The sequence below is a fragment of the Streptomyces sp. NBC_00582 genome (assembly GCF_036345155.1).
GTDB lineage: Bacteria > Actinomycetota > Actinomycetes > Streptomycetales > Streptomycetaceae > Streptomyces.
Map to the genome: position 1 here is coordinate 4,822,856 of NZ_CP107772.1, position 17,860 is coordinate 4,840,715.

Consider the following 17,860-nt stretch of genomic DNA (forward strand, 5'->3'; position numbering starts at 1 on the left):
GAGCCACCGGTGGAGTTCGACGTCACGATCGAGATCCCGAAGGGTTCGCGCAACAAGTACGAGGTGGACCACGAGACGGGTCGGATCCGCCTGGACCGTCGACTCTTCACCTCGACCGCCTACCCGACCGACTACGGCTTCGTCGAGAACACCCTCGGCGAGGACGGCGACCCGCTCGACGCGCTCGTCATCCTGGACGAGCCGACCTTCCCGGGCTGTCTGATCCGCTGCCGCGCGATCGGCATGTTCCGGATGACGGACGAGGCCGGCGGCGACGACAAGCTGCTGTGCGTCCCGTCGACGGACCCGCGCGTGGAGCACCTGCGCGACATCCACCACGTGTCGGAGTTCGACCGTCTGGAGATCCAGCACTTCTTCGAGGTCTACAAGGACCTGGAGCCCGGCAAGTCCGTCGAGGGCGCCGACTGGGTCGGCCGCGCCGACGCCGAGGCGGAGATCGAGCGGTCGTACAAGCGCTTCAAGGACCAGGGCGGCCACTGACCCCCAGGCAGGATCACCCCGCGTCAAGGGGCCGTACGGGTAGGCGTGCGGCCCTTTCGCGTGTCCGTGCGCATACTGAGGCACACGGAAGGCGTCGTTCAGGGAGCGTTTCTCAGTGACGGAGGCGGAGGACCGCAAGCCGCAGTCGGACGAGGCGAGGGGGCCCTACGATCCCGAGGTGACCTCCGAGTTCGCCGTCCCGGAGGGGGTGGAGGTCGCACCCGTCCCGGAGGCGGAGGGCTCGGCGTTCAGTCCACCGAGCACCTACAGCGCGCGCAGCGCCCCGCCCGCGTTCACGCCCGCCGACGGGGTGCCGGTGGTGAGTCTGACCAAGGACGTGCCCTGGCAGGACCGGATGCGCACGATGCTGCGGATGCCGGTGGCGGAGCGGCCCGCGCCGGAGCCGCCTCCGAAGGCCGAGGAGGGCGGTCCGGCCGTCCCGCGCGTGCTCGACCTGACGCTGCGCATCGGCGAGCTGCTGCTCGCGGGCGGGGAGGGCGCGGAGGACGTGGAGGCCGCGATGTTCGCGGTGTGCCGCTCGTACGGCCTGGACCGCTGCGAGCCGAACGTGACCTTCACGCTGCTGTCGATCTCGTACCAGCCCTCGCTGGTGGAGGACCCGGTGTCGGCGTCACGGACGGTGCGGCGGCGGGGCACCGACTACACGCGGCTGGCGGCCGTCTTCCGGCTCGTGGACGATCTGAGCGACCCGGAGACGCCTGTCTCGCTGGAGGAGGCCTACCGGCGGCTCGCGGAGATCCGGCGCAACCGGCACCCGTACCCGACCTGGGTGCTGACCGGGGCGAGCGGGCTGCTCGCGGGGGCCGCCTCGGTGCTGGTCGGCGGTGACGCCGTGGTGTTCGTGGCGGCCGTGCTCGGCGCGATGCTCGGCGACCGGCTGGCCTGGCTGTGCGCGGGGCGCGGGCTGCCGGAGTTCTACCAGTTCCTGGTCGCCGCGATGCCGTCGGTCGCCATGGGCATCGCGCTGACGTTGGCGCACGTCGACGTGAAGGCGTCCGCGGTCATCACCGGCGGTCTGTTCGCGCTGCTGCCCGGGCGGGCGCTGGTGGCGGGCGTCCAGGACGGGCTGACCGGCTTCTACATCACCGCCGCGGCCCGCCTTCTGGAGGTCATGTACCTGTTCGTGGGCATCGTCGTCGGGGTCCTGGTGATGCTCTACGTCGGCGTCCAGCTCGGTGCCCGTCTCAACCCCGACGCGGTCCTGGGCGGCAGCGACCGGCCGCTGTGGCAGATCGGCTCGTCGATGCTGCTGTCACTGACGTTCGCCGTCCTGCTCCAGCAGGAACGATCCACCGTGCTGGCCGTCACCCTGAACGGGGGCGTCGCCTGGTCCGTGTACGGCGCCATGCACTCCACGGGCGAGATCTCTCCCGTGGCCTCCACGGCGGTCGCGGCGGGTGTGGTCGGCCTGTTCGGGCAGTTGCTGGCGCGGTACCGGTTCGCTTCGGCGCTGCCGTACACCACCGCGGCGATCGGGCCCCTGCTGCCGGGGTCGGCCGTCTACTTCGGGCTGCTGGCGATCGCGCAGAACGAGGTCGACGAGGGGCTGGGGTCGCTCACCAAGGCCGCGGCGCTGGCGATGGCCATCGCGATCGGGGTGAACCTGGGCAACGAGGTGTCGCGGTTGTTCCTGCGGATCGGGTCGCCGGAGAAGCGGAAGGCCGCGAAGAGGACGCGGGGGTTTTAGTGCCGGGCGCCCTTGCGCTCGGGGGTGCCGTCTCGTCGGCGGGTGCGGGTGCGTTGTGGTTTCTCGCGCCCACGCGGCGGAGCCGCAGATCGATACAGCCCCGCGCCCCTTTCGGGGCGCTGCCCCTCGGGGCGCCTGATCAGTAGCCCTGGTTCTGGTTGTGCGGGTACTGCTGCTGGTACGGCTGCTGCTGGCCGCCGTAGTAGTCGTTGCCGTAGGGCTGCTGCTGGGAGTAGTGGTCGTGCTGCTGGGGCTGGTTCGGTTCGATGCGGCGGAGCTGGGTCGTCGCGTCGTCCATGACCGGGTACTGCTGCTGGGGCGCGGCGGGCTGCCGGGGCGGGTTCTTCTTGGCCTGGGAGCGGGCCCTCAGGAACTCGATGACGATCGGGATCACCGAGATGAGGACGATCAGGATGAGGATCGCCTCGATGTTCTTCTTGACGAAGGCGATGTTGCCGAGCCAGGAGCCGAGCAGGGTGACGCCCGCGCCCCACAGGACGCCGCCGATGACGTTGAAGACCAGGAACGAGCGGTACTTCATGCCGCTCACGCCGGCGATGATCGGCGTGAACGTCCGCACGATGGGCACGAAGCGGGCCAGGATCAGGGACTTCGGGCCGTGCTTCTCGAAGAACTCGTGCGCCTTGGTGACGTTCTCCTGCTTGAAGAGGCGGGAGTCCGGGCGGCTGAAGAGGGACGGGCCCACCTTCTTGCCGAACATGTAGCCCGCCTGGTCGCCCAGGATGGCGGCGACGCAGATCAGCGCGACCGCGCCCCACAGCGGGAAGTCCAGCTGGTTCGAGGTGATCAGCAGGCCCGCGGTGAACAGCAGCGAGTCGCCGGGCAGGAAGAACCCGATGAGCAGGCCGGACTCCGCGAAGACGATGAGCAGCAGACCCCAGATGCCGAACGTGTCGAGCAGGTAGTCGGGGTCCAGCCAGCTCGGTCCGAGGGCAAGGGTCGTCACGGTTCCGGGCTCCTGAGGGGTGAGGGCGGTCTGTGCGGCGGCGCGGCCGCCCCAAACTATCAACGCAGCGCCACAGGACCAGGTTCCCAGGGCTTCCCCCAGGATGCACTGTGCCCCTCCCCGGTCAAAGCTGTGAACATGGGCATCGATGATTTCGGCGGCGGCCAGGGGCCCCAGCCGGACGTACTGGTCGTCACCACCAACGACGTCCCCGGGTTCCGGGTGCAGGAGGTCCTCGGCGAGGTCTTCGGGCTGACCGTGCGCTCACGGCACCTGGGCAGCCAGATCGGCGCCGGCCTGAAGTCGATGATCGGCGGCGAGCTCAAGGGCCTGACGAAGACCCTGGTGCAGACCCGCAACCAGGCCATGGAGCGGCTCGTCGAGCAGGCACGCACGCGGGGCGCCAACGCCGTGCTGATGTTCCGCTTCGACGTGAGCGAGGCGGCGGACGTGGGCACCGAGGTGTGCGCGTACGGGACGGCGGTGGTCCTGACCCGGGACTGAGCCCCGGGCCAGGCCGGCGTCACCCCTGCCGGTCCGCGTTCGCCCGGATGGCCTCCTTCAGGTGCTCGGCGAGGCCGGGCCGCACGGAGTCGTAGAACGCCTTGAAGCGCTCGTCGGAGACGTACATCTCGCCCAGGGAGCGGTGCATCGCGTAGGGGCAGTCGAAGTACCAGGTGCCGATGTGGCGCCGGTGCTCCTCGGCCAGGTCCATGGCCGCCTCCCCGGTGGGCGGCTCGCCGGCGGCCATCAGGGCGACGTACCGCTCGTTCCAGGCGTCGACCTCGGCCTGGATGCGTTTCCAGTCGTCCTTGGTGTAGCGGGCGGCGCGGCGCTGCGACTCGGCGTAGGCCGAGGTGCCGCCCCAGCGTTCGTGCGCCTCCTCGGCGTGCTGCTCGGGGTCCTTGTCGCCGAAGACCTCGAACTTCTCCTCGGGTGTGAGGTTGATGCCCATCGTGCGTGCCTCCATGGCGTGTTCGACGGCCGCCGCCATCTTCTGGAGCTTCTCGATCCGGGCGGTCAGCAGCTCGTGCTGGCGGCGCAGATGCGCGCGCGGGTCCGTGGCCGGGTCGTCGAGCAGGGCGGCGACCTCCTCGAGCGGGAAGCCGAGCTCGCGGTAGAACAGGATCTGCTGGAGCCGGTCGAGGTCGGCGTCGTCGTAGCGCCGGTGGCCCGCGTGGCTGCGGCCGCCGGGGACGAGCAGGCCGATCTCGTCGTAGTGGTGCAGGGTGCGCACCGTGACCCCGGCGAATCCGGCGACCTGTCCTACGGAGTAGCTCACGTCCTCCGCTCCCTTCCGTATCGGTCCGTACGCGGTCCACGGTGCGTCCTCACGCGGCGTGAGGTGCAAGCCCGTCCGGATGTCATGCCCGATTCGTCCGCTTATCGTGAGCCGTGGCCCCAGAGCCGCTGAGGCCCTGTCGTCGCGCGTGGGCGGAACTCCGGTCCCCCGCTGCCCGTTCGCCCCTTCAGGAGGCCCCCATGGCGTTGCACAAAGGTCCTGAGAAGCCCGACGAGCGCCCGCTGTCGCTGAATCCCTTCTACGGCGAGGCCAACCCGGTCAGCGGTATGACCGAGGCCCCGCCCAAGCACCGGCTGCCCGACAACCCGATGGCGCCGACGGCCGCGTACCAGCTCGTGCACGACGAGCTGATGCTGGACGGCAATTCCCGGCTCAACCTGGCCACCTTCGTCACCACCTGGATGGAGCCGCAGGCCGGGGTGCTGATGGCCGAGTGCCGGGACAAGAACATGATCGACAAGGACGAGTATCCACGCACGGCCGAGCTGGAGCGGCGCTGTGTGGCGATGCTCGCCGATCTGTGGCACGCGCCGGATCCCTCGGCGGCGGTGGGCTGTTCGACGACCGGTTCCAGCGAGGCGTGCATGCTGGCCGGAATGGCGCTCAAGCGCCGCTGGAGCAAGCGGAATCCGGACTCCGGGGCACGGCCCAACCTGGTGATGGGCGTCAACGTCCAGGTGTGCTGGGAGAAGTTCTGCAACTTCTGGGAGGTGGAGGCCCGGCTGATCCCCATGGAGGGCGACCGCTACCACCTCGACCCGCAGGCCGCCGCCGACCGCTGCGACGAGAACACCATCGGGGTCGTCGGCATCCTGGGCTCCACCTTCGACGGGTCCTACGAGCCCATCGCCGAGCTCTGCGCGGCCCTGGACGCCCTCCACGAGCGCACGGGCCTGGACATCCCGGTGCATGTGGACGGCGCGTCCGGCGCGATGGTCGCGCCCTTCCTCGACGAGGACCTGGTGTGGGACTTCCGCCTCCCGCGCGTGGCGTCGATCAACACCTCCGGGCACAAGTACGGGCTGGTGTACCCCGGCGTCGGCTGGGCGCTGTGGCGCGACAAGGAGGCGCTGCCCGAGGAACTGGTGTTCCGGGTCAACTACCTGGGCGGCGACATGCCGACCTTCGCGCTGAACTTCTCCCGGCCCGGCGCCCAGGTGGTCGCCCAGTACTACACGCTGGTCAGACTGGGCCGCGAGGGCTACCGGACCGTGCAGCAGACCACCCGGGACGTGGCCCGGGGCATCGCCGACAAGGTCGAGGCGCTCGGTGACTTCCGGCTCCTCACCCGGGGCGACCAACTGCCCGTCTTCGCCTTCACGACGGCGCCGGACGTGACGGCGTACGACGTCTTCGACGTCTCCCGGCGCATGCGGGAGAGCGGCTGGCTGCTCCCGGCGTACACCTTCCCGCCGAACCGGGAGGACCTGTCCGTCCTGCGGGTGGTGTGCCGCAACGGCTTCTCGGAGGACCTCGCGGAGATGTTCGTGGAGGACCTCACCCGGCTCCTGCCGGAGCTGCGCCGCCAGTCGGGCCCACTGAGCCGGGACAAGAGCGCTGCGACCAGCTTCCACCACTAGGAGCTGTTCGGAGTTCGGATCTTCCTGATGCTCGGTGGTGTGCTGGTCCGGGCTGGTAGAAGTCGCGAGTGGCGCGTTTTGATGTGACGGATGCCGAGTGGGCGTTGATCGAGGCTCGTCTGCCGGTGGCGGCGACGGGTCCGCTGCCGCTGCGGGTGCGGGACCAGTTCAACGGGGTGCTGTGGAGGTTCCGTACGGGCAGCGGCTGGCGTGATGTCCCGGAGCGCTACGGGCCCTGGTCCACGGTGTACTCGCGGTTTAACGCCTGGTCGAAGGCCGGCGTGTTCCAGGCGTTGATGGACGGTCTGATCGCCGAGGCGGCCGCACGGGGGCGGGTCGGGCTGGAACTGGTCAGTGTGGACTCCACGATCGTGCGGGCCCATCACGAATCGGCAGGCCTGGCGGTTGCCGGGGAGACCCTGGACGCTCTCGAACAGGCCCTGACCGAGGAAAAGGGGGTTCCGCTGCCGGAGCAGGGACCCGTCCTGCGGGTGATGCGCCGCAGGCCACACCCGGTGCGGGCGACGCAGAGGAGGAGGACCGGAAGCGGTCCGCGGCACGGCGCCGTCGCCGGGCACGGGCAAAGGCCGCCGGGCTCGGCAGGTCCAGAGGCGGACTGAGCAGCAAGGTCCACGCCGCGGTCGACGCGGCGGGACTGCCGCTGGTACTCGTGCTGACCCCGGGCCAGACGGCGGACTGCCCGCAGTTCCGGGCAGTACTCGACCAGATCCGTGTCCCAGGTCCGAGTGGCCGCCCTCGCACCCGGCCCGGGGCGGTGGCCGCCGACAAGGCCTACTCGTCCAAGGACAACCGCGCCTACCTGCGCAGACGCGGGATCACCGCAGTCATCCCGGAAAAGACGGACCAGGCCGCCAACCGCCGCAGGAAGGGCTCGGCCGGCGGTCGTCCCCTCGCCTTCGACACGTACCTCTACAGGCAGCGCAACACCGTTGAGCGCTGCTTCCAGAGGATCAAGACCTGGCGCGGACTCGCCACCCGCTACGACAAGTCCCCCGAGAGCTACGAAGCAGGACTGCACCTCAGAGCATCGCTCATGTGGTTGAAGCACATCACCTCAACCACATGATCCGAACCCCGAACAGCCCCTAGTGCCCCGGCCTAGCGGTCGTCGCCGGGATGTCGCTCGTCCGTCGCGTACGGGTTCGGGGTGCCCTGCGGCAGGACGCCGACGAACGGCTCGCCCTCGCCCGCGAAGGTGTACGCGCCGTCCTCGATCCGGCCGATCAGCCCGTGGGTCCACGCGGCCTCCGCGTCGGCCGTGTGGACCCAGAGATTCATGATCTCGCCGATGTGGCCGAGCTGCTGGGGGCCGCCCTCGGGGACGTAGTGCTCGGTGACGGCGGCGCGCCACTGCTCGATGCGGCGGACGCGTTCCTTCAGCAGGGTCACGGCCTCGGCGCGGGGCAGGTCGACGACGAAGCCGATGGCCGCCGACTTGACGTCGGTCTTCTGGTCGTACGAGGTCAGCGCCTCGCGCAGCAGCCGGAAGTACTCCTCGGTGCCCGCCGGGGTGATCTCGTACTCGGTGCGCGGGGGGCCGCCGGCCGAGGAGGGGGCCGTCTCGTGCTCGTGCAGCAGGCCCTGTTTCGCCATCTGGCGCAGCGCGTGGTAGATCGAGCCCGGCTTGGCGTTGGACCACTCGTGGGCGCCCCAGTACTCCAGGTCGCCGCGGACCTGGTAGCCGTGGGCCCGCCCGTGCTGGCGCACCGCGCCCAGCACGAGCAGACGGATCGCTGACATGGGCCCCAGGTTATGACCCGGGGCCCGGGGGCCGGCGCTCGGCTCAGAAGGGGAAGCCGCTGCGGCCGTGCTGGACCGAGATCCACTTGGTGGTGGTGAAGGACTCCAGGGTCGTCTCGCCGTTGAGGCGGCCGACGCCGGAGCTCTTCTCGCCGCCGAAGGGCACGAGCGGCTCGTCGTGGACGGTGCCGTCGTTGACGTGGAACATGCCGCTGTCGACCTGCTTGGCGAAGGCGACGCCGCGCTCGATGTTCCCGGTGTGGACCGCGCCGCTGAGGCCGTACGGCGTGTCGTTGACCAGGCGCAGCGCCTCGTCCTCGCCGTCGAAGGGGACGAGGAAGGCGACGGGGCCGAAGACCTCCTGCTGGAGCAGGGCGGAGTCGGCGGGCAGCCCGGTCAGGACGGACGGCTGGACGAGGTTGCCCTCGGTCGTGCCGCGCAGCAGGGCCGTCGCGCCCTCGGCGAGCGCCTGCTCGACGACCGAGGTGAGCGACTCCGCCTGCTGGGAGTTGATCACCGGGCCGATGACGGTCTGCGGGTCGCGCGGGTCGCCGGCCTTGAGGCCGCGCACCTTGGCGACGAACTTCTCGGTGAACTCGTCGGCGACCGAGCGGTCGACCAGGACGCGGTTGGCGGCCATGCAGACCTGGCCCTGGTGGACGTAACGGCTGAAGACGGCCGCGTCGACGGCGTAGTCGACGTCGGCGTCGTCGAGGACCACGATCGCGCTGTTGCCGCCGAGTTCGAGGACGGAACGCTTGAAGTGGGAGGCGCACACGGTGGCGACGTGGCGGCCGACCTTGTCGGAGCCGGTGAAGGAGATGACCCGTGGGATCGGGTGCTCGAGGAAGGCGTCGCCGATCTCCGCGATGTCGGTGACGACGACGTTCAGCAGACCGGCCGGCAGGCCCGCGTCCTCGAACAGCTTGGCGACCAGCGTGCCGCCGGTGATCGGGGTGTTCTGGTGCGGCTTGAGCACCACGGCGTTGCCGAGCGCCAGGGCCGGGGCGACCGACTTCACGGACAGCAGGAACGGGAAGTTGAAGGGGCTGATCACTCCCACGACCCCGACCGGCACCCGGTAGAGGCGGTTCTCCTTGCCGTCGACCGGCGACGGGATGATCTTGCCTTCGGGGCGCAGCGCCAGGTTGACCGATTCCCGCAGGAACTCCTTGACGAGGTGGAGCTCGAAGGCGGCCTTCAGCCGGGTGCCGCCGAGCTCGGCGATGATGACCTCGGCTATCTCCTGCTCGCGCTCCTCGACCAGACGCAGCGCCCGCTCGAAGATCCCGCGGCGGGCGTAGGCGTTGGTGCCGGCCCATTCCTTCTGGGCGCGGGCGGCGGAGCGGTACGCCTCGTCGATCTCCTCGACCGTGGCGATGGTGATCGAGGCGAGCTTCTCGCCGTCGTAGGGGTTGAAGTCGATGATGTCCCAGGACCCCGTCCCTGGACGCCACTTACCGTCGATGTACTGCTGCGCCAGGTCCGTGAAGTAGGACGACATGTGATCCCTCAATCCCCTGCTGCGATCGACGTCACGATCTGATCACACGTCATCGTACGTGTGTTTCAAAGGGGTTGTGGGCTTCCCCGGTTTCCTGGGGGATAACCCTCGGGAACCGGTCCTACGACAACTGGATCAGGCCGCGCAGCAGGTCCCGGCTCGCGTCGGGCCCGGGGCTGTCCTGCTGGAGCTCCGTGAGCGCCGACTCGTACTGGGCGACGTCCTCGCGCTTGTCCAGGTAGAGGGCGCTGGTGAGCTGCTCCAGGTAGACCACCTCCTTCAGGTCGGACTCCGGGAAGCTCAGGATGGTGAAGGAGCCGGACTCGCCGGAGTGCCCGCCGAAGCTGAACGGCATGATCTGCAGCCGTACGTTGGGCCGCTCGGAGATCTCGATCAGATGCTGGAGCTGACCGCGCATCACCTCGCGGTCGCCGTACGGGCGGCGCAGGGCGGCCTCGTCGAGGACGATGTGGAAGTCGGGGGCGTTCTCGGCGACGAGGTACTTCTGCCGCTCCAGGCGCAGCGCCACGCGCCGGTCGATGTCGGCCGCGCTCGCGCCCTTCATTCCGCGGGAGACGACCGCGTGGGCGTAGGCCTCGGTCTGGAGCAGGCCGTGCACGAACTGCACCTCGTAGACGCGGATCAGGGAGGCCGCGCCCTCCAGGCCGACGTAGGTGGGGAACCAGTTGGGCAGGACGTCCGAGTAACTGTGCCACCAGCCGGCGACGTTGGCCTCGCGGGCGAGTCCGACCAGGGCCTGGCGCTCGACGTCGTCCGTGATGCCGTACAGCGTCAGGAGGTCTTCCACGTCACGGGTCTTGAAGCTCACCCGGCCCAGTTCCATCCGGCTGATCTTCGACTCCGACGCCCGGATGTGGTAGCCCGCCGCTTCCCGCGTGATGCCCCGCGCCTCACGCAGTCGCCGTAGTTGCGAGCCGAGCAGCATCCGCCGCACCACCGATCCGGGCTCTCCCGCGCTCACGTTCGCCAGCCTCCCCAACGGTCCTCTGGGCCCGCAGTCTGCCACTAAAACACTTCGAGCAGTACTCGTCCGATTACAGAGATGGAAAGAAGCCAAAGATTACGCACAGAGCGACGCAAGGGAAGGGTGAGGAGAAAGCTAGGGAACGGGCCCCGAAGGACGAGAAGATGGCGGAAAAAATGGCCAAGAAGCGGTACGGGCAGGTCCATTTCGGTCACGTGCACGTGCATCTGCCCTTGCATCCGCCGTGCGCATCGGAAACCATGGTCTCGCGCCACCGCTGCATCGCAACGACCGCGAATCCCGGGAGTGCCTCGCATGGGGACGAATGGATCGACCATGCTCGAGCCGTTACGGCAGGGCCTTCCGCCGCTTGATCCCGCGGCCGTGTCCAACGCCGCGTCCTGCGCACTGCCCGCCCGCTTCGAAGCCGTACGCGAGGCCAGACAGTTCACCAGAAGAACCCTCGGCCAGTGGGACGTGGGCGACCGCTTCGACGACATCTGTCTCGTCGTCTCGGAGCTGGTGACCAACGCCCTGCGCCACGGGCTGCCCGACATGGCCCCGCGCGCGGCGGACCCGAACCCGTCGGTGCGGCTGCATCTGATGCGCTGGACCGAGCGACTGGTGTGCGCGGTGCGCGACCCCAGCCACGACAGTCCCCTGCCCCAGGACAGCGAGGACTTCTCGGCGGAGTCGGGCCGCGGCCTGTTCCTCGTCGACTCCTTCGCCGACGGATGGGGCTGGCACCCGCTCTCGGGCAGCCTCGGCGGCAAGGTGGTCTGGGCGCTGTTCCGGCTGCACACACCCGCCGAATGACGAACCGCGGCGCTATCGGGCGCCGCGGTTCTACGCGCGTTGTGACCCCATTGGCCAGGGTCTGCCCCTGATGCGGGCACCTGTGACGCGGGGAAGCGTCCGGCGGGTCAGCTCGCGATCAGATGGTCGAACTCGCCGTCCTTGATGCCGAGCAGCATCGCCTCGATCTCGGCCCGTGTGTAGACGAGCGCGGGACCGTCGGGGAAGCGCGAGTTGCGCACGGCCACGTCCCCGCCGGGCAGACGCGCGAACTCCACGCAGGATCCCTGCGAGTTGCTGTGCCGGCTCTTCTGCCAGGCAACCCCGTACAGCTGTGTGGCCGTCATGCCGTTGTACACGTCGTGCCCCCCGTCAACGTGGTGGTCCACAGGTCGCTCCCTGGTGGTGCACTGGCTCGTGTGGCCATTGGTGCCGTGGTCAACTGTCCCGGATCATAACCCCGTTCACATGCAGTTGCATGAGCAGATGCACGTGCACGCGGGGTGGTGGGGCGGTTACAGCTTTGACGCGTGCTTTACCCGGCGGGGAAGTAGTCCGGGATCGAACCACTCGCGCCCTAGGAACAGACGCTCCGTACGCCCGTCATGTTCCATGGACACCCCGCGCACCCTGCGTTTTCCTCCGATTCGTGTGGTCATGGAAGGCGGACGGGCGGCTTCCGCTCCATCCGGTGGAGCGGCCTCCGGACGTGACCGTTCCGCGGGCCCCACCCACGGGATCCGGACATGCCCCTGCCCGGGCGGGGCGGGACGGGGAAAGCGCTCGCCCCCGTGCACGACCCTGACGGTCGTACACGGGGGCGAACATGACTGGACCGGAGGGGGCCGGCGGCCTGAGCCGTCCGGCCGACCCGTGAGGGGAGCCGCGTCCAGCCCGGCTGGACGGAGTGACCGATCGCGCTCGTACGGCTGCCGGTGCCGTCCGCTCAGCGGCCGCCGTACGGCAGCAGGGCCATCTCGCGGGCGTTCTTGATCGCGCGGGCCAGCAGACGCTGCTGCTGGGCGGAGACCCGGGTGACGCGCCGGCTGCGGATCTTCCCCCGGTCGGAGAGGAACGTCCTCAGCAGGGCCGTGTCCTTGTAGTCGATGAAGGTGACGCCCGCCCGGTCGAGGGGGTTGGGACGGGACGGGGCGGGCTTGCGGTCGGCCTTGCGGGGCACGGGGTCAGACCTCCAGGAGGGTGTCGAAGGCGGGCGGCAGCCGTTTCCAGGCGTCGCGGCCCGCGGCGTACTCGGCGTCGCTGAGCAGACAGGACTCCAGCAGCCGTTCGAGGCCTTCGCGGTCGAGGCCGGGGGACGTGAAGACCAGGTGCTGGCAGCAGTCACCGTGCTCGGGCTGCCAGTCCAGTGCGGCGGCGGCCCGGCGCACGGGCGGGACCAGCTCCCAGGCCGCGTCCGGGAGGGCGGCCATCCAGGGCCCCGCGGACTCCACGCACAGGGCACCGCCCGCCGCGTCCCAGTGCAGCAGCACATCCGGCCGGTCGGCGAGCCAGAACCGTCCCCGGCTGCGGGCGGCGGCGCAGGTCAGATCCTCCAGGGCCGCATACAGCCGCTCCGGATGGAAGGGGCGGTTCCGGTGCCATACGAGGGTGGCGACACCGTGCGCGTCGGCCTCGGCGGGGAGCAGCGCGCACGCGGGGTGCTGTGCGGCGGCGGCCGCCTCGACGTCGAAACCGGCGAGCGCGGCGGCCACGAGGGCGGACGGTCCGGGGGAGACGGCGACCCGGCGGGCGGTCGGATGGAGCTGGTCGAGCAGCTCGCGGTCCTCGTCGTCGGCCTCCGGGGAGTCGACGACGGCCAGCACGGGGGCGTACTCGAGCTGCCGCGCGAAGGTGTCGGCGACGGTCCGCCGGTCGGTCGCCGCCGCGGCGAGGCCGACGTCGGCGAGGTCGTCGCCGTTGCCGAGGTACGGCAGCAGCAGCGCCGGATCCACGGCGGTGATCACACCGGTGACGGTGAGGCCGCCGGCCACGACCACCTCGGCCATGGCCTTGGGCTCCACGGAGTCCCAGAGCTCGACGATCGCGAGCCGGGTGGTGCCGTCGCCCCCGAGCCGGCGCAGCTCGGGGAGCAGGTCCTCGCGCAGGGCGCAGCAGGCGCAGTCGTCGACGAGGGGCGTCTCGCCGGCGGAGAGGACTCCGCCGGCGTCGCGGACGGTCCGCATGACCGTGCCGGTGGTGGCCGTCGCCAGGTCGTGGTGGAGCGCGACGCTGCCGGGGACGTCGGCGAGCAGGCGCGCCACCGTCGCCCGGCGGGCGTCGGCGTGCAGCCCGCCGACGATCACGACGGACAGGTTCACGCCCGGCCCCGCTTCCCGTACCGGCGCTCGAAGCGCTCGACGCGACCGGCGGTGTCCAGGACGCGGGCGGTGCCGGTGTAGAAGGGGTGACTGACGTCGGAGATCTCGACGTCGACGACCGGGTGGGTGCGGCCGTCCTCCCACTCGATCGTCCGCTCGCTCGTCATCGTCGAGCGGGTGAGGAAGGCGTACCGGGCGGCGCGGTCACGGAAGACGACCGGACCGTAGGCCGGGTGGATTCCCTCACGCATGGTCAGCGCTCCTCTCGGAAGTCGACGTGGCGGCCGGCGACGGGGTCGTACTTCCTGAGGGTCATACGGTCCGGGTCGTTGCGGCGGTTCTTGCGGGTGACGTACGTGAAGCCGGTCCCCGCCGTGGAGCGGAGCCTGACGACCGGGCGGAGTTCGTTGCGTGCCATGCCGCTATGCTAATGAAAATGACATCCATTAGCGATAGCTGACGGAGACCGAACAGAGAGAGGTACGTCACCCATGTCCGCGCACTGCATGCTGACCGGGGCCCGGCCCGGATTCGGCAACCGCGTCTCGCACTCCCACCGGCGGACGTCCCGCCGTTTCGACCCGAACGTCCAGAGCAAGCGGTACTGGCTGCCCAGTGAGGGGCGTCAGGTACGGCTGCGACTGAGCGCCCGGGGGATCAGGACCGTCGACGCGATCGGCGTCGAGGCGGCGGTGGCGCGGATCCGCGCCCGGGGGGTGCGGGTCTGATGGCCAAGAAGAGCAAGATCGCGAAGAACGAGCGGCGGCGGGAGATCGTCGCGCGGTACGCCCGTCGGCGGGCCGAGCTGAAGGAGGTCCTGCGGCGGCCCTCCTCGACGGAGGCCGAGCGGCTCGCCACCCAGCGGGAACTGCGCCGCCAGCCGAGGGACGCGAGCGCGACGCGCGTACGCAACCGGGACCAGGTGGACGGCCGTCCGCGCGGCTACCTCCGGGCGTTCGGACTGTCCCGGGTGGGAGTGCGGGAGCAGGCGCACGCAGGGTATCTGCCGGGGGTGCGGAAGGCGTCCTGGTAGGTCGGGCGGCGGGCCGGGGGCGCTCCGGGAAGTCACAGGTGGGTGCCGGGAGGTCACAGGGCGGGCTCAGGGTTCCGGGCGGGTGGGCTGGTAGCTTGCTGCGGTCCTTCCCGTCCGGCCCGTCCGGCTACAGCTTGGGAGCTTGCAGTGACTTCGGCGATCTACTCGCGCGGCACGTCCCGTCGGCCGGTGCGGGCCGTGGCGGCCGCCGCGGCGCTGGCGGGCGCGCTCGCGCTGACCGGGTGCGGCGGCGGGTCCGACGACGACGGCTCCGCGGCGATCCCCTCCGCGAGCGCCGGTACGGCGACCGCGGGCACCGGGGGGTCGGGCAGCGGGTCGGGCGGGGCCACGGCCTCCGCGTCGAGCGAGCTGGAGGGCAACTGGCTGACCACGGCGGACGGCGACGCCGTCGCGCTGATCATCACCGGGAAGCAGGCCGCCCTCTTCGCCACCGGCGGCACCGTGTGCAGCGGGACCGCGAGCGCGAGCGCCGGCATGAAGATGATCTACCTCAAGTGCCCGACCGGCTCGAAGGACCGTACGACCGGCATGGTCGACTCGATCGACGGCGACACCATGAAGGTGACCTGGTCGGGCGCGGCCGGCAAGGAGACGTACACCAAGGCGGAGAACGGCCGGCTGCCCTCGGGGCTGCCGACGGCCGCCCTCGGCTCCTCCTGACGCCCGGCCCGAGCACGCGGCACCCAGGGAGTGCGGGCCCGGGTGGGGGCGCGCGGCACGGTGCCACGCGCGTGCGTGATGATCCTTTCAGCACCGCCACAGACCCCAGGGGACCCCTCATGCGCGCCGTTCCGATCACCGTCACCGCCCTCACCGCGGCCCTGCTGCTCACCGCCTGCTCCAGCGGCGACGACAGCGGCTCGGGCGACACCGGGAGCAAGGCCTTGGCCTCCGCCTCCGGTTCCGCCTGCACCTTCGACAGCCTGGGCCAGGAGGTCGGCCCGGTGGACGCCGCCCCCGCGGCCGGGGACACCGGCAACGTGACCGTCACCCTCACCAACAAGGGCGCCGAGTGCACCCTGGACGGCCTGCCCGGCGTCCGCCTCACCTCCGGCGGCGACCCGGCGGACGTGCCGCGGGACCCGGCGGCCCAGGCGGCGAAGCTGACCGTCCCCGAGCAGGGCACGGTCACCTTCACGATCACCTACGTCCGCGGCGAGAGCGGCGACCGGAGCCTCGCCGTCAAGACGGTGGAGTACAGCCTCCCGGGGTCGGACAAGACGCGGAGCTTCCCCTGGTCGTACGGCGATGTCTCGCTGAAGAGCGCGGGCAAGCCGGACGCCTCCGTCGGCCCCTTCACGCAGACGGGCGACTGACCCGGCTCGGGAGCGCGGCCCGGCCCCTCCGGGAGAGCGCCTGCCGGGCGGCGGGCGCCCGCCCGGGGCCCCACCCGGGCTCTCGGGGAAGCCGGGGCCGGGCTCTCAGGGGAGCCGGGGCCGGGAGGCGACCTGGGCCCGGTCGGCGGCCTCGGCTCCCTCGGTCCAGCCCGCCTCGTCGGTGATCCCGCGCATTCGGGTGGTGACCGTGTCCGGGAACATCCGGTCCGTGGCCGCCGTGACCGCGACCTCCCGGGTGGCGAGGACCGGCAGCAGGTCCTCGCCCGCACGGCTCTCGGTGGCGGCCGCGACCTCGCCCAGCCGGGTGCCCATGCGGTGGGCGTAGGCGGCGAGGAAGGACTGCCGGAAGGTCTTGGTCCGCTTGCGGCCGCCGGCCCGCTGGGCGGCCTCCGCCTTCGCCATCGCCGACTGCGCCTGCACGAGCAGCGAGGTGTGGAGCAGCTCCACCGCCGCGAGATCGGCCTCGAAGCCGACGACCGTGGAGAAGCCGTAGGGCTCGTTCCAGACCGCCCGGCAGTGGTTGGCGTCCGCGACCGCGTTCAGCAGCATGGCCTTGGCCTGCTCGTACGGCGGCTCGACCCCGATCCGGCAGGCGGCGGGGGCGTCCGGGTCCGTGGCCTGCGCGTCGAGCAGCGCCTCGTCGACGCTGTGCCGGGCCATCAGCTCCTGCGCCTTCGCGGTGAGCGCCTCCGCCTCCTGCGGATAGCCGGTGGCCTCCGCCTTGGCGAGCAGCGCCCGGATCCGCGTGAGCATCCGGGAGTCGGAGCGCCGGCCCGGACCCGGCCGGGGCTCCTGGAGGGGTTCGAGGGCGGGCAGGCGCAGCAGCAGGCGGTAGAGCTCCAGGACCGTGGTGGCGTGCGAGAAGCGGTCCGTGCGGGCCGGGGGCTCGGCGGGCAGTTCGGCGAGCTGCGCCGTCCAGCGGGGGCCGCGCGCCGTGTCGTCCGGCGCCTGCGCGCGGATCAGCGCGGCCAGCACGCGCACGTGGACGTCGTCCAGGTCCCGGCGCGCGATCCGTACGACGTCGGCGGGCTGCCAGCCGCGCCGCCAGGCCGCCGCCACGAACTCCCGGCCGCGCCGGTCGAGTTCGGCGTCCGCCGAGGGGTCGCCGGCGAGGACGGAGGCGCCCGTGTCGAGGGCGGTGTCCGCGGTGTCGTAGAGGGCGGCCTGGAAGGCGGTGTCCACGGTGCTGCTGCTCACGGGTCGATCGTGCCACGCGCGCGTGGAGAAAAAGCACGCGACTGACAACCCGAGGTTGACAGCCATGGAGTGTCAACTTACGGTTGACACATGACGACGAACCCCACCATCACGTCATCCGTACGGCTCGACGAGCTCATCGCGGCCATCAAGAAGGTTCACCCCGAACCCCTCGACCAGCTCCAGGACGCGGTGATCGCCGCCGATCACCTCGGCGAGGTGGCCGACCATCTGATCGGGCACTTCGTCGACCAGGCCCGTCGCTCGGGCGCCTCCTGGACCGACATCGGCAGGAGCATGGGGGTCACCCGGCAGGCGGCCCAGAAGCGGTTCGTGCCGAAGGAGTCGGCCGACCTCGACCCCGCCCAGGGCTTCAGCCGCTACACCCCGCGCGCCCGCAACGTCGTGGTGGCCGCCCACAACGAGGCCGTCGCCGCCCGCAACGCCGAGGGCCGCCCCGCACACCTGGTGCTCGGTCTGCTGGCCGAGCCGGAGGGCCTGGCCGCCAAGGCGATCACCGCGCAGGGGGTCCTCCTGGACACCGTCCGCCAGGCCGCGACCGCCGCCCTGCCGCCCGCCGTGGAGGAGGTCCCGGAGCTGATCCCCTACGCCTCCGACGCCAAGAAGGTCCTGGAGCTCACCTTCCGCGAGGCGCTCCGCCTCGGCCACAACTACGTCGGCACCGAGCACATCCTGCTGGCGCTGCTGGAGTTCGAGAACGGCGAGGGGGTCCTCTCGGACCTCGGCATCGAGAAGCCCGCCACGGAGGGATGGGTCGCGCAGGCCCTGACGAAGCTCACCGTGGGGCTCGGGACGGCCGCCGGAACCTGAGTATCAGCATCAATGTCAG

General features: G+C 71.0%; 21 protein-coding genes and 1 pseudogene. 11 read left to right on the top strand and 11 right to left on the bottom strand.

Features of this window, described 5'->3' with window-relative positions; genetic code table 11:
- Positions 1 to 9 precede the first annotated feature (9 nt).
- Both OG852_RS21345 and OG852_RS21350 read left to right on the top strand, forming a co-directional pair.
- On the top strand, positions 10 to 501 hold the full coding sequence (locus OG852_RS21345) for an inorganic diphosphatase (RefSeq protein ID WP_030404996.1): 492 nt from the start codon (positions 10 to 12) through the stop codon (positions 499 to 501).
- A 115-nt stretch (positions 502 to 616) separates the two neighbouring features.
- On the top strand, positions 617 to 2,209 hold the full coding sequence (locus tag OG852_RS21350) for a threonine/serine ThrE exporter family protein (RefSeq protein WP_330348694.1): 1,593 nt from the start codon (positions 617 to 619) through the stop codon (positions 2,207 to 2,209).
- 139 nt (positions 2,210 to 2,348) lie between these two features.
- Here the strand turns inward: OG852_RS21350 and OG852_RS21355 are convergent, their stop codons facing one another.
- Positions 2,349 to 3,176, bottom strand: coding sequence for a DedA family protein (locus tag OG852_RS21355; RefSeq protein WP_330348695.1), 828 nt, complete (start codon positions 3,174 to 3,176; stop codon positions 2,349 to 2,351).
- 138 nt (positions 3,177 to 3,314) lie between these two features.
- On the opposite strand from OG852_RS21355, the gene OG852_RS21360 reads away from it, so the two are divergent.
- A complete protein-coding gene (locus OG852_RS21360) occupies positions 3,315 to 3,680 on the top strand; it encodes a YbjQ family protein (RefSeq protein WP_133910544.1) in 366 nt (121 codons plus the stop codon).
- 19 nt (positions 3,681 to 3,699) lie between these two features.
- On the opposite strand, the gene OG852_RS21365 is transcribed toward OG852_RS21360, so the two are convergent.
- Positions 3,700 to 4,458: a MerR family transcriptional regulator gene (locus OG852_RS21365; RefSeq protein ID WP_133910545.1), complete on the bottom strand. Its 759-nt coding sequence runs from the start codon at positions 4,456 to 4,458 to the stop codon at positions 3,700 to 3,702.
- Positions 4,459 to 4,658: 200 nt separating this feature from the next.
- On the opposite strand from OG852_RS21365, the gene OG852_RS21370 reads away from it, so the two are divergent.
- Together OG852_RS21370 and OG852_RS21375 are read left to right on the top strand one after the other, a co-directional pair.
- A complete protein-coding gene (locus OG852_RS21370; protein WP_133910546.1) occupies positions 4,659 to 6,059 on the top strand; it encodes a glutamate decarboxylase in 1,401 nt (466 codons plus the stop codon).
- A 68-nt stretch (positions 6,060 to 6,127) separates the two neighbouring features.
- Positions 6,128 to 7,146: pseudogene (locus OG852_RS21375) on the top strand (IS5 family transposase).
- Positions 7,147 to 7,178: 32 nt separating this feature from the next.
- Here OG852_RS21375 and OG852_RS21380 read toward each other — a convergent pair.
- The 3 genes from OG852_RS21380 to OG852_RS21390 form a co-directional block, all read right to left on the bottom strand.
- Complete coding sequence (locus tag OG852_RS21380) at positions 7,179 to 7,820, bottom strand: PadR family transcriptional regulator (protein WP_133910547.1); 642 nt, start codon at positions 7,818 to 7,820, stop codon at positions 7,179 to 7,181.
- Positions 7,821 to 7,863: 43 nt separating this feature from the next.
- Complete coding sequence (locus tag OG852_RS21385) at positions 7,864 to 9,324, bottom strand: aldehyde dehydrogenase family protein (RefSeq protein WP_330348696.1); 1,461 nt, start codon at positions 9,322 to 9,324, stop codon at positions 7,864 to 7,866.
- 121 nt (positions 9,325 to 9,445) lie between these two features.
- Positions 9,446 to 10,270, bottom strand: coding sequence for a helix-turn-helix domain-containing protein (locus tag OG852_RS21390; RefSeq protein WP_133911231.1), 825 nt, complete (start codon positions 10,268 to 10,270; stop codon positions 9,446 to 9,448).
- Positions 10,271 to 10,645: 375 nt separating this feature from the next.
- Between OG852_RS21390 and OG852_RS21395 the strand changes: the two genes are divergently transcribed.
- Positions 10,646 to 11,125, top strand: coding sequence for an ATP-binding protein (locus tag OG852_RS21395; RefSeq protein WP_133910549.1), 480 nt, complete (start codon positions 10,646 to 10,648; stop codon positions 11,123 to 11,125).
- Between the two features lie 107 nt (positions 11,126 to 11,232).
- Here OG852_RS21395 and OG852_RS21400 read toward each other — a convergent pair whose 3' ends face one another.
- The 5 genes from OG852_RS21400 to rpmG form a co-directional block, all read right to left on the bottom strand.
- Positions 11,233 to 11,451: a DUF397 domain-containing protein gene (locus OG852_RS21400; RefSeq protein WP_052183895.1), complete on the bottom strand. Its 219-nt coding sequence runs from the start codon at positions 11,449 to 11,451 to the stop codon at positions 11,233 to 11,235.
- 599 nt (positions 11,452 to 12,050) lie between these two features.
- Positions 12,051 to 12,284 (bottom strand): 30S ribosomal protein S18, encoded by a 234-nt coding sequence (gene rpsR, locus OG852_RS21405; RefSeq protein ID WP_133910550.1) that lies wholly within the window; start codon positions 12,282 to 12,284, stop codon positions 12,051 to 12,053.
- Between the two features lie 4 nt (positions 12,285 to 12,288).
- The gene (locus tag OG852_RS21410) at positions 12,289 to 13,422 is read right to left on the bottom strand and encodes a CobW family GTP-binding protein (RefSeq protein ID WP_133910551.1); all 1,134 of its coding nucleotides are present in this window, start codon (positions 13,420 to 13,422) and stop codon (positions 12,289 to 12,291) included.
- Entirely contained in the window at positions 13,419 to 13,673 is a 255-nt protein-coding gene (locus tag OG852_RS21415) for a type B 50S ribosomal protein L31 (protein WP_133910552.1), read from the bottom strand. The genes OG852_RS21410 and OG852_RS21415 overlap by 4 nt, the downstream gene beginning before the upstream one ends.
- A 2-nt stretch (positions 13,674 to 13,675) precedes the next feature.
- Positions 13,676 to 13,840, bottom strand: coding sequence for a 50S ribosomal protein L33 (gene rpmG, locus OG852_RS21420; protein WP_007383717.1), 165 nt, complete (start codon positions 13,838 to 13,840; stop codon positions 13,676 to 13,678).
- 73 nt (positions 13,841 to 13,913) lie between these two features.
- On the opposite strand from rpmG, the gene rpmB reads away from it, so the two are divergent.
- The 4 genes from rpmB to OG852_RS21440 all read left to right on the top strand — a co-directional run bounded on the left by rpmB (position 13,914) and on the right by OG852_RS21440 (position 15,792).
- Complete coding sequence (gene rpmB, locus OG852_RS21425) at positions 13,914 to 14,150, top strand: 50S ribosomal protein L28 (RefSeq protein ID WP_133910553.1); 237 nt, start codon at positions 13,914 to 13,916, stop codon at positions 14,148 to 14,150.
- Positions 14,150 to 14,455, top strand: a complete 306-nt coding sequence (gene rpsN / locus OG852_RS21430; protein ID WP_330348697.1) for a 30S ribosomal protein S14 — start codon at positions 14,150 to 14,152, stop codon at positions 14,453 to 14,455. The genes rpmB and rpsN overlap by 1 nt, the downstream gene beginning before the upstream one ends.
- A gap of 147 nt (positions 14,456 to 14,602) precedes the next feature.
- Positions 14,603 to 15,136, top strand: coding sequence for a hypothetical protein (locus OG852_RS21435; RefSeq protein WP_133910555.1), 534 nt, complete (start codon positions 14,603 to 14,605; stop codon positions 15,134 to 15,136).
- 119 nt (positions 15,137 to 15,255) lie between these two features.
- Entirely contained in the window at positions 15,256 to 15,792 is a 537-nt protein-coding gene (locus tag OG852_RS21440) for a DUF4232 domain-containing protein (RefSeq protein ID WP_330348698.1), read from the top strand.
- A 105-nt stretch (positions 15,793 to 15,897) separates the two neighbouring features.
- On the opposite strand, the gene OG852_RS21445 is transcribed toward OG852_RS21440, so the two are convergent.
- Entirely contained in the window at positions 15,898 to 17,076 is a 1,179-nt protein-coding gene (locus OG852_RS21445) for a DUF2786 domain-containing protein (protein WP_330348699.1), read from the bottom strand.
- 24 nt (positions 17,077 to 17,100) lie between these two features.
- Here OG852_RS21445 and OG852_RS21450 point away from each other — a divergent pair, with 24 nt between their 5' ends.
- Positions 17,101 to 17,841 carry a Clp protease N-terminal domain-containing protein gene (locus OG852_RS21450; RefSeq protein WP_133910558.1) on the top strand — a complete coding sequence of 247 codons (741 nt, stop codon included), beginning with the start codon at positions 17,101 to 17,103 and terminating at the stop codon, positions 17,839 to 17,841.
- Positions 17,842 to 17,860 lie beyond the last annotated feature (19 nt).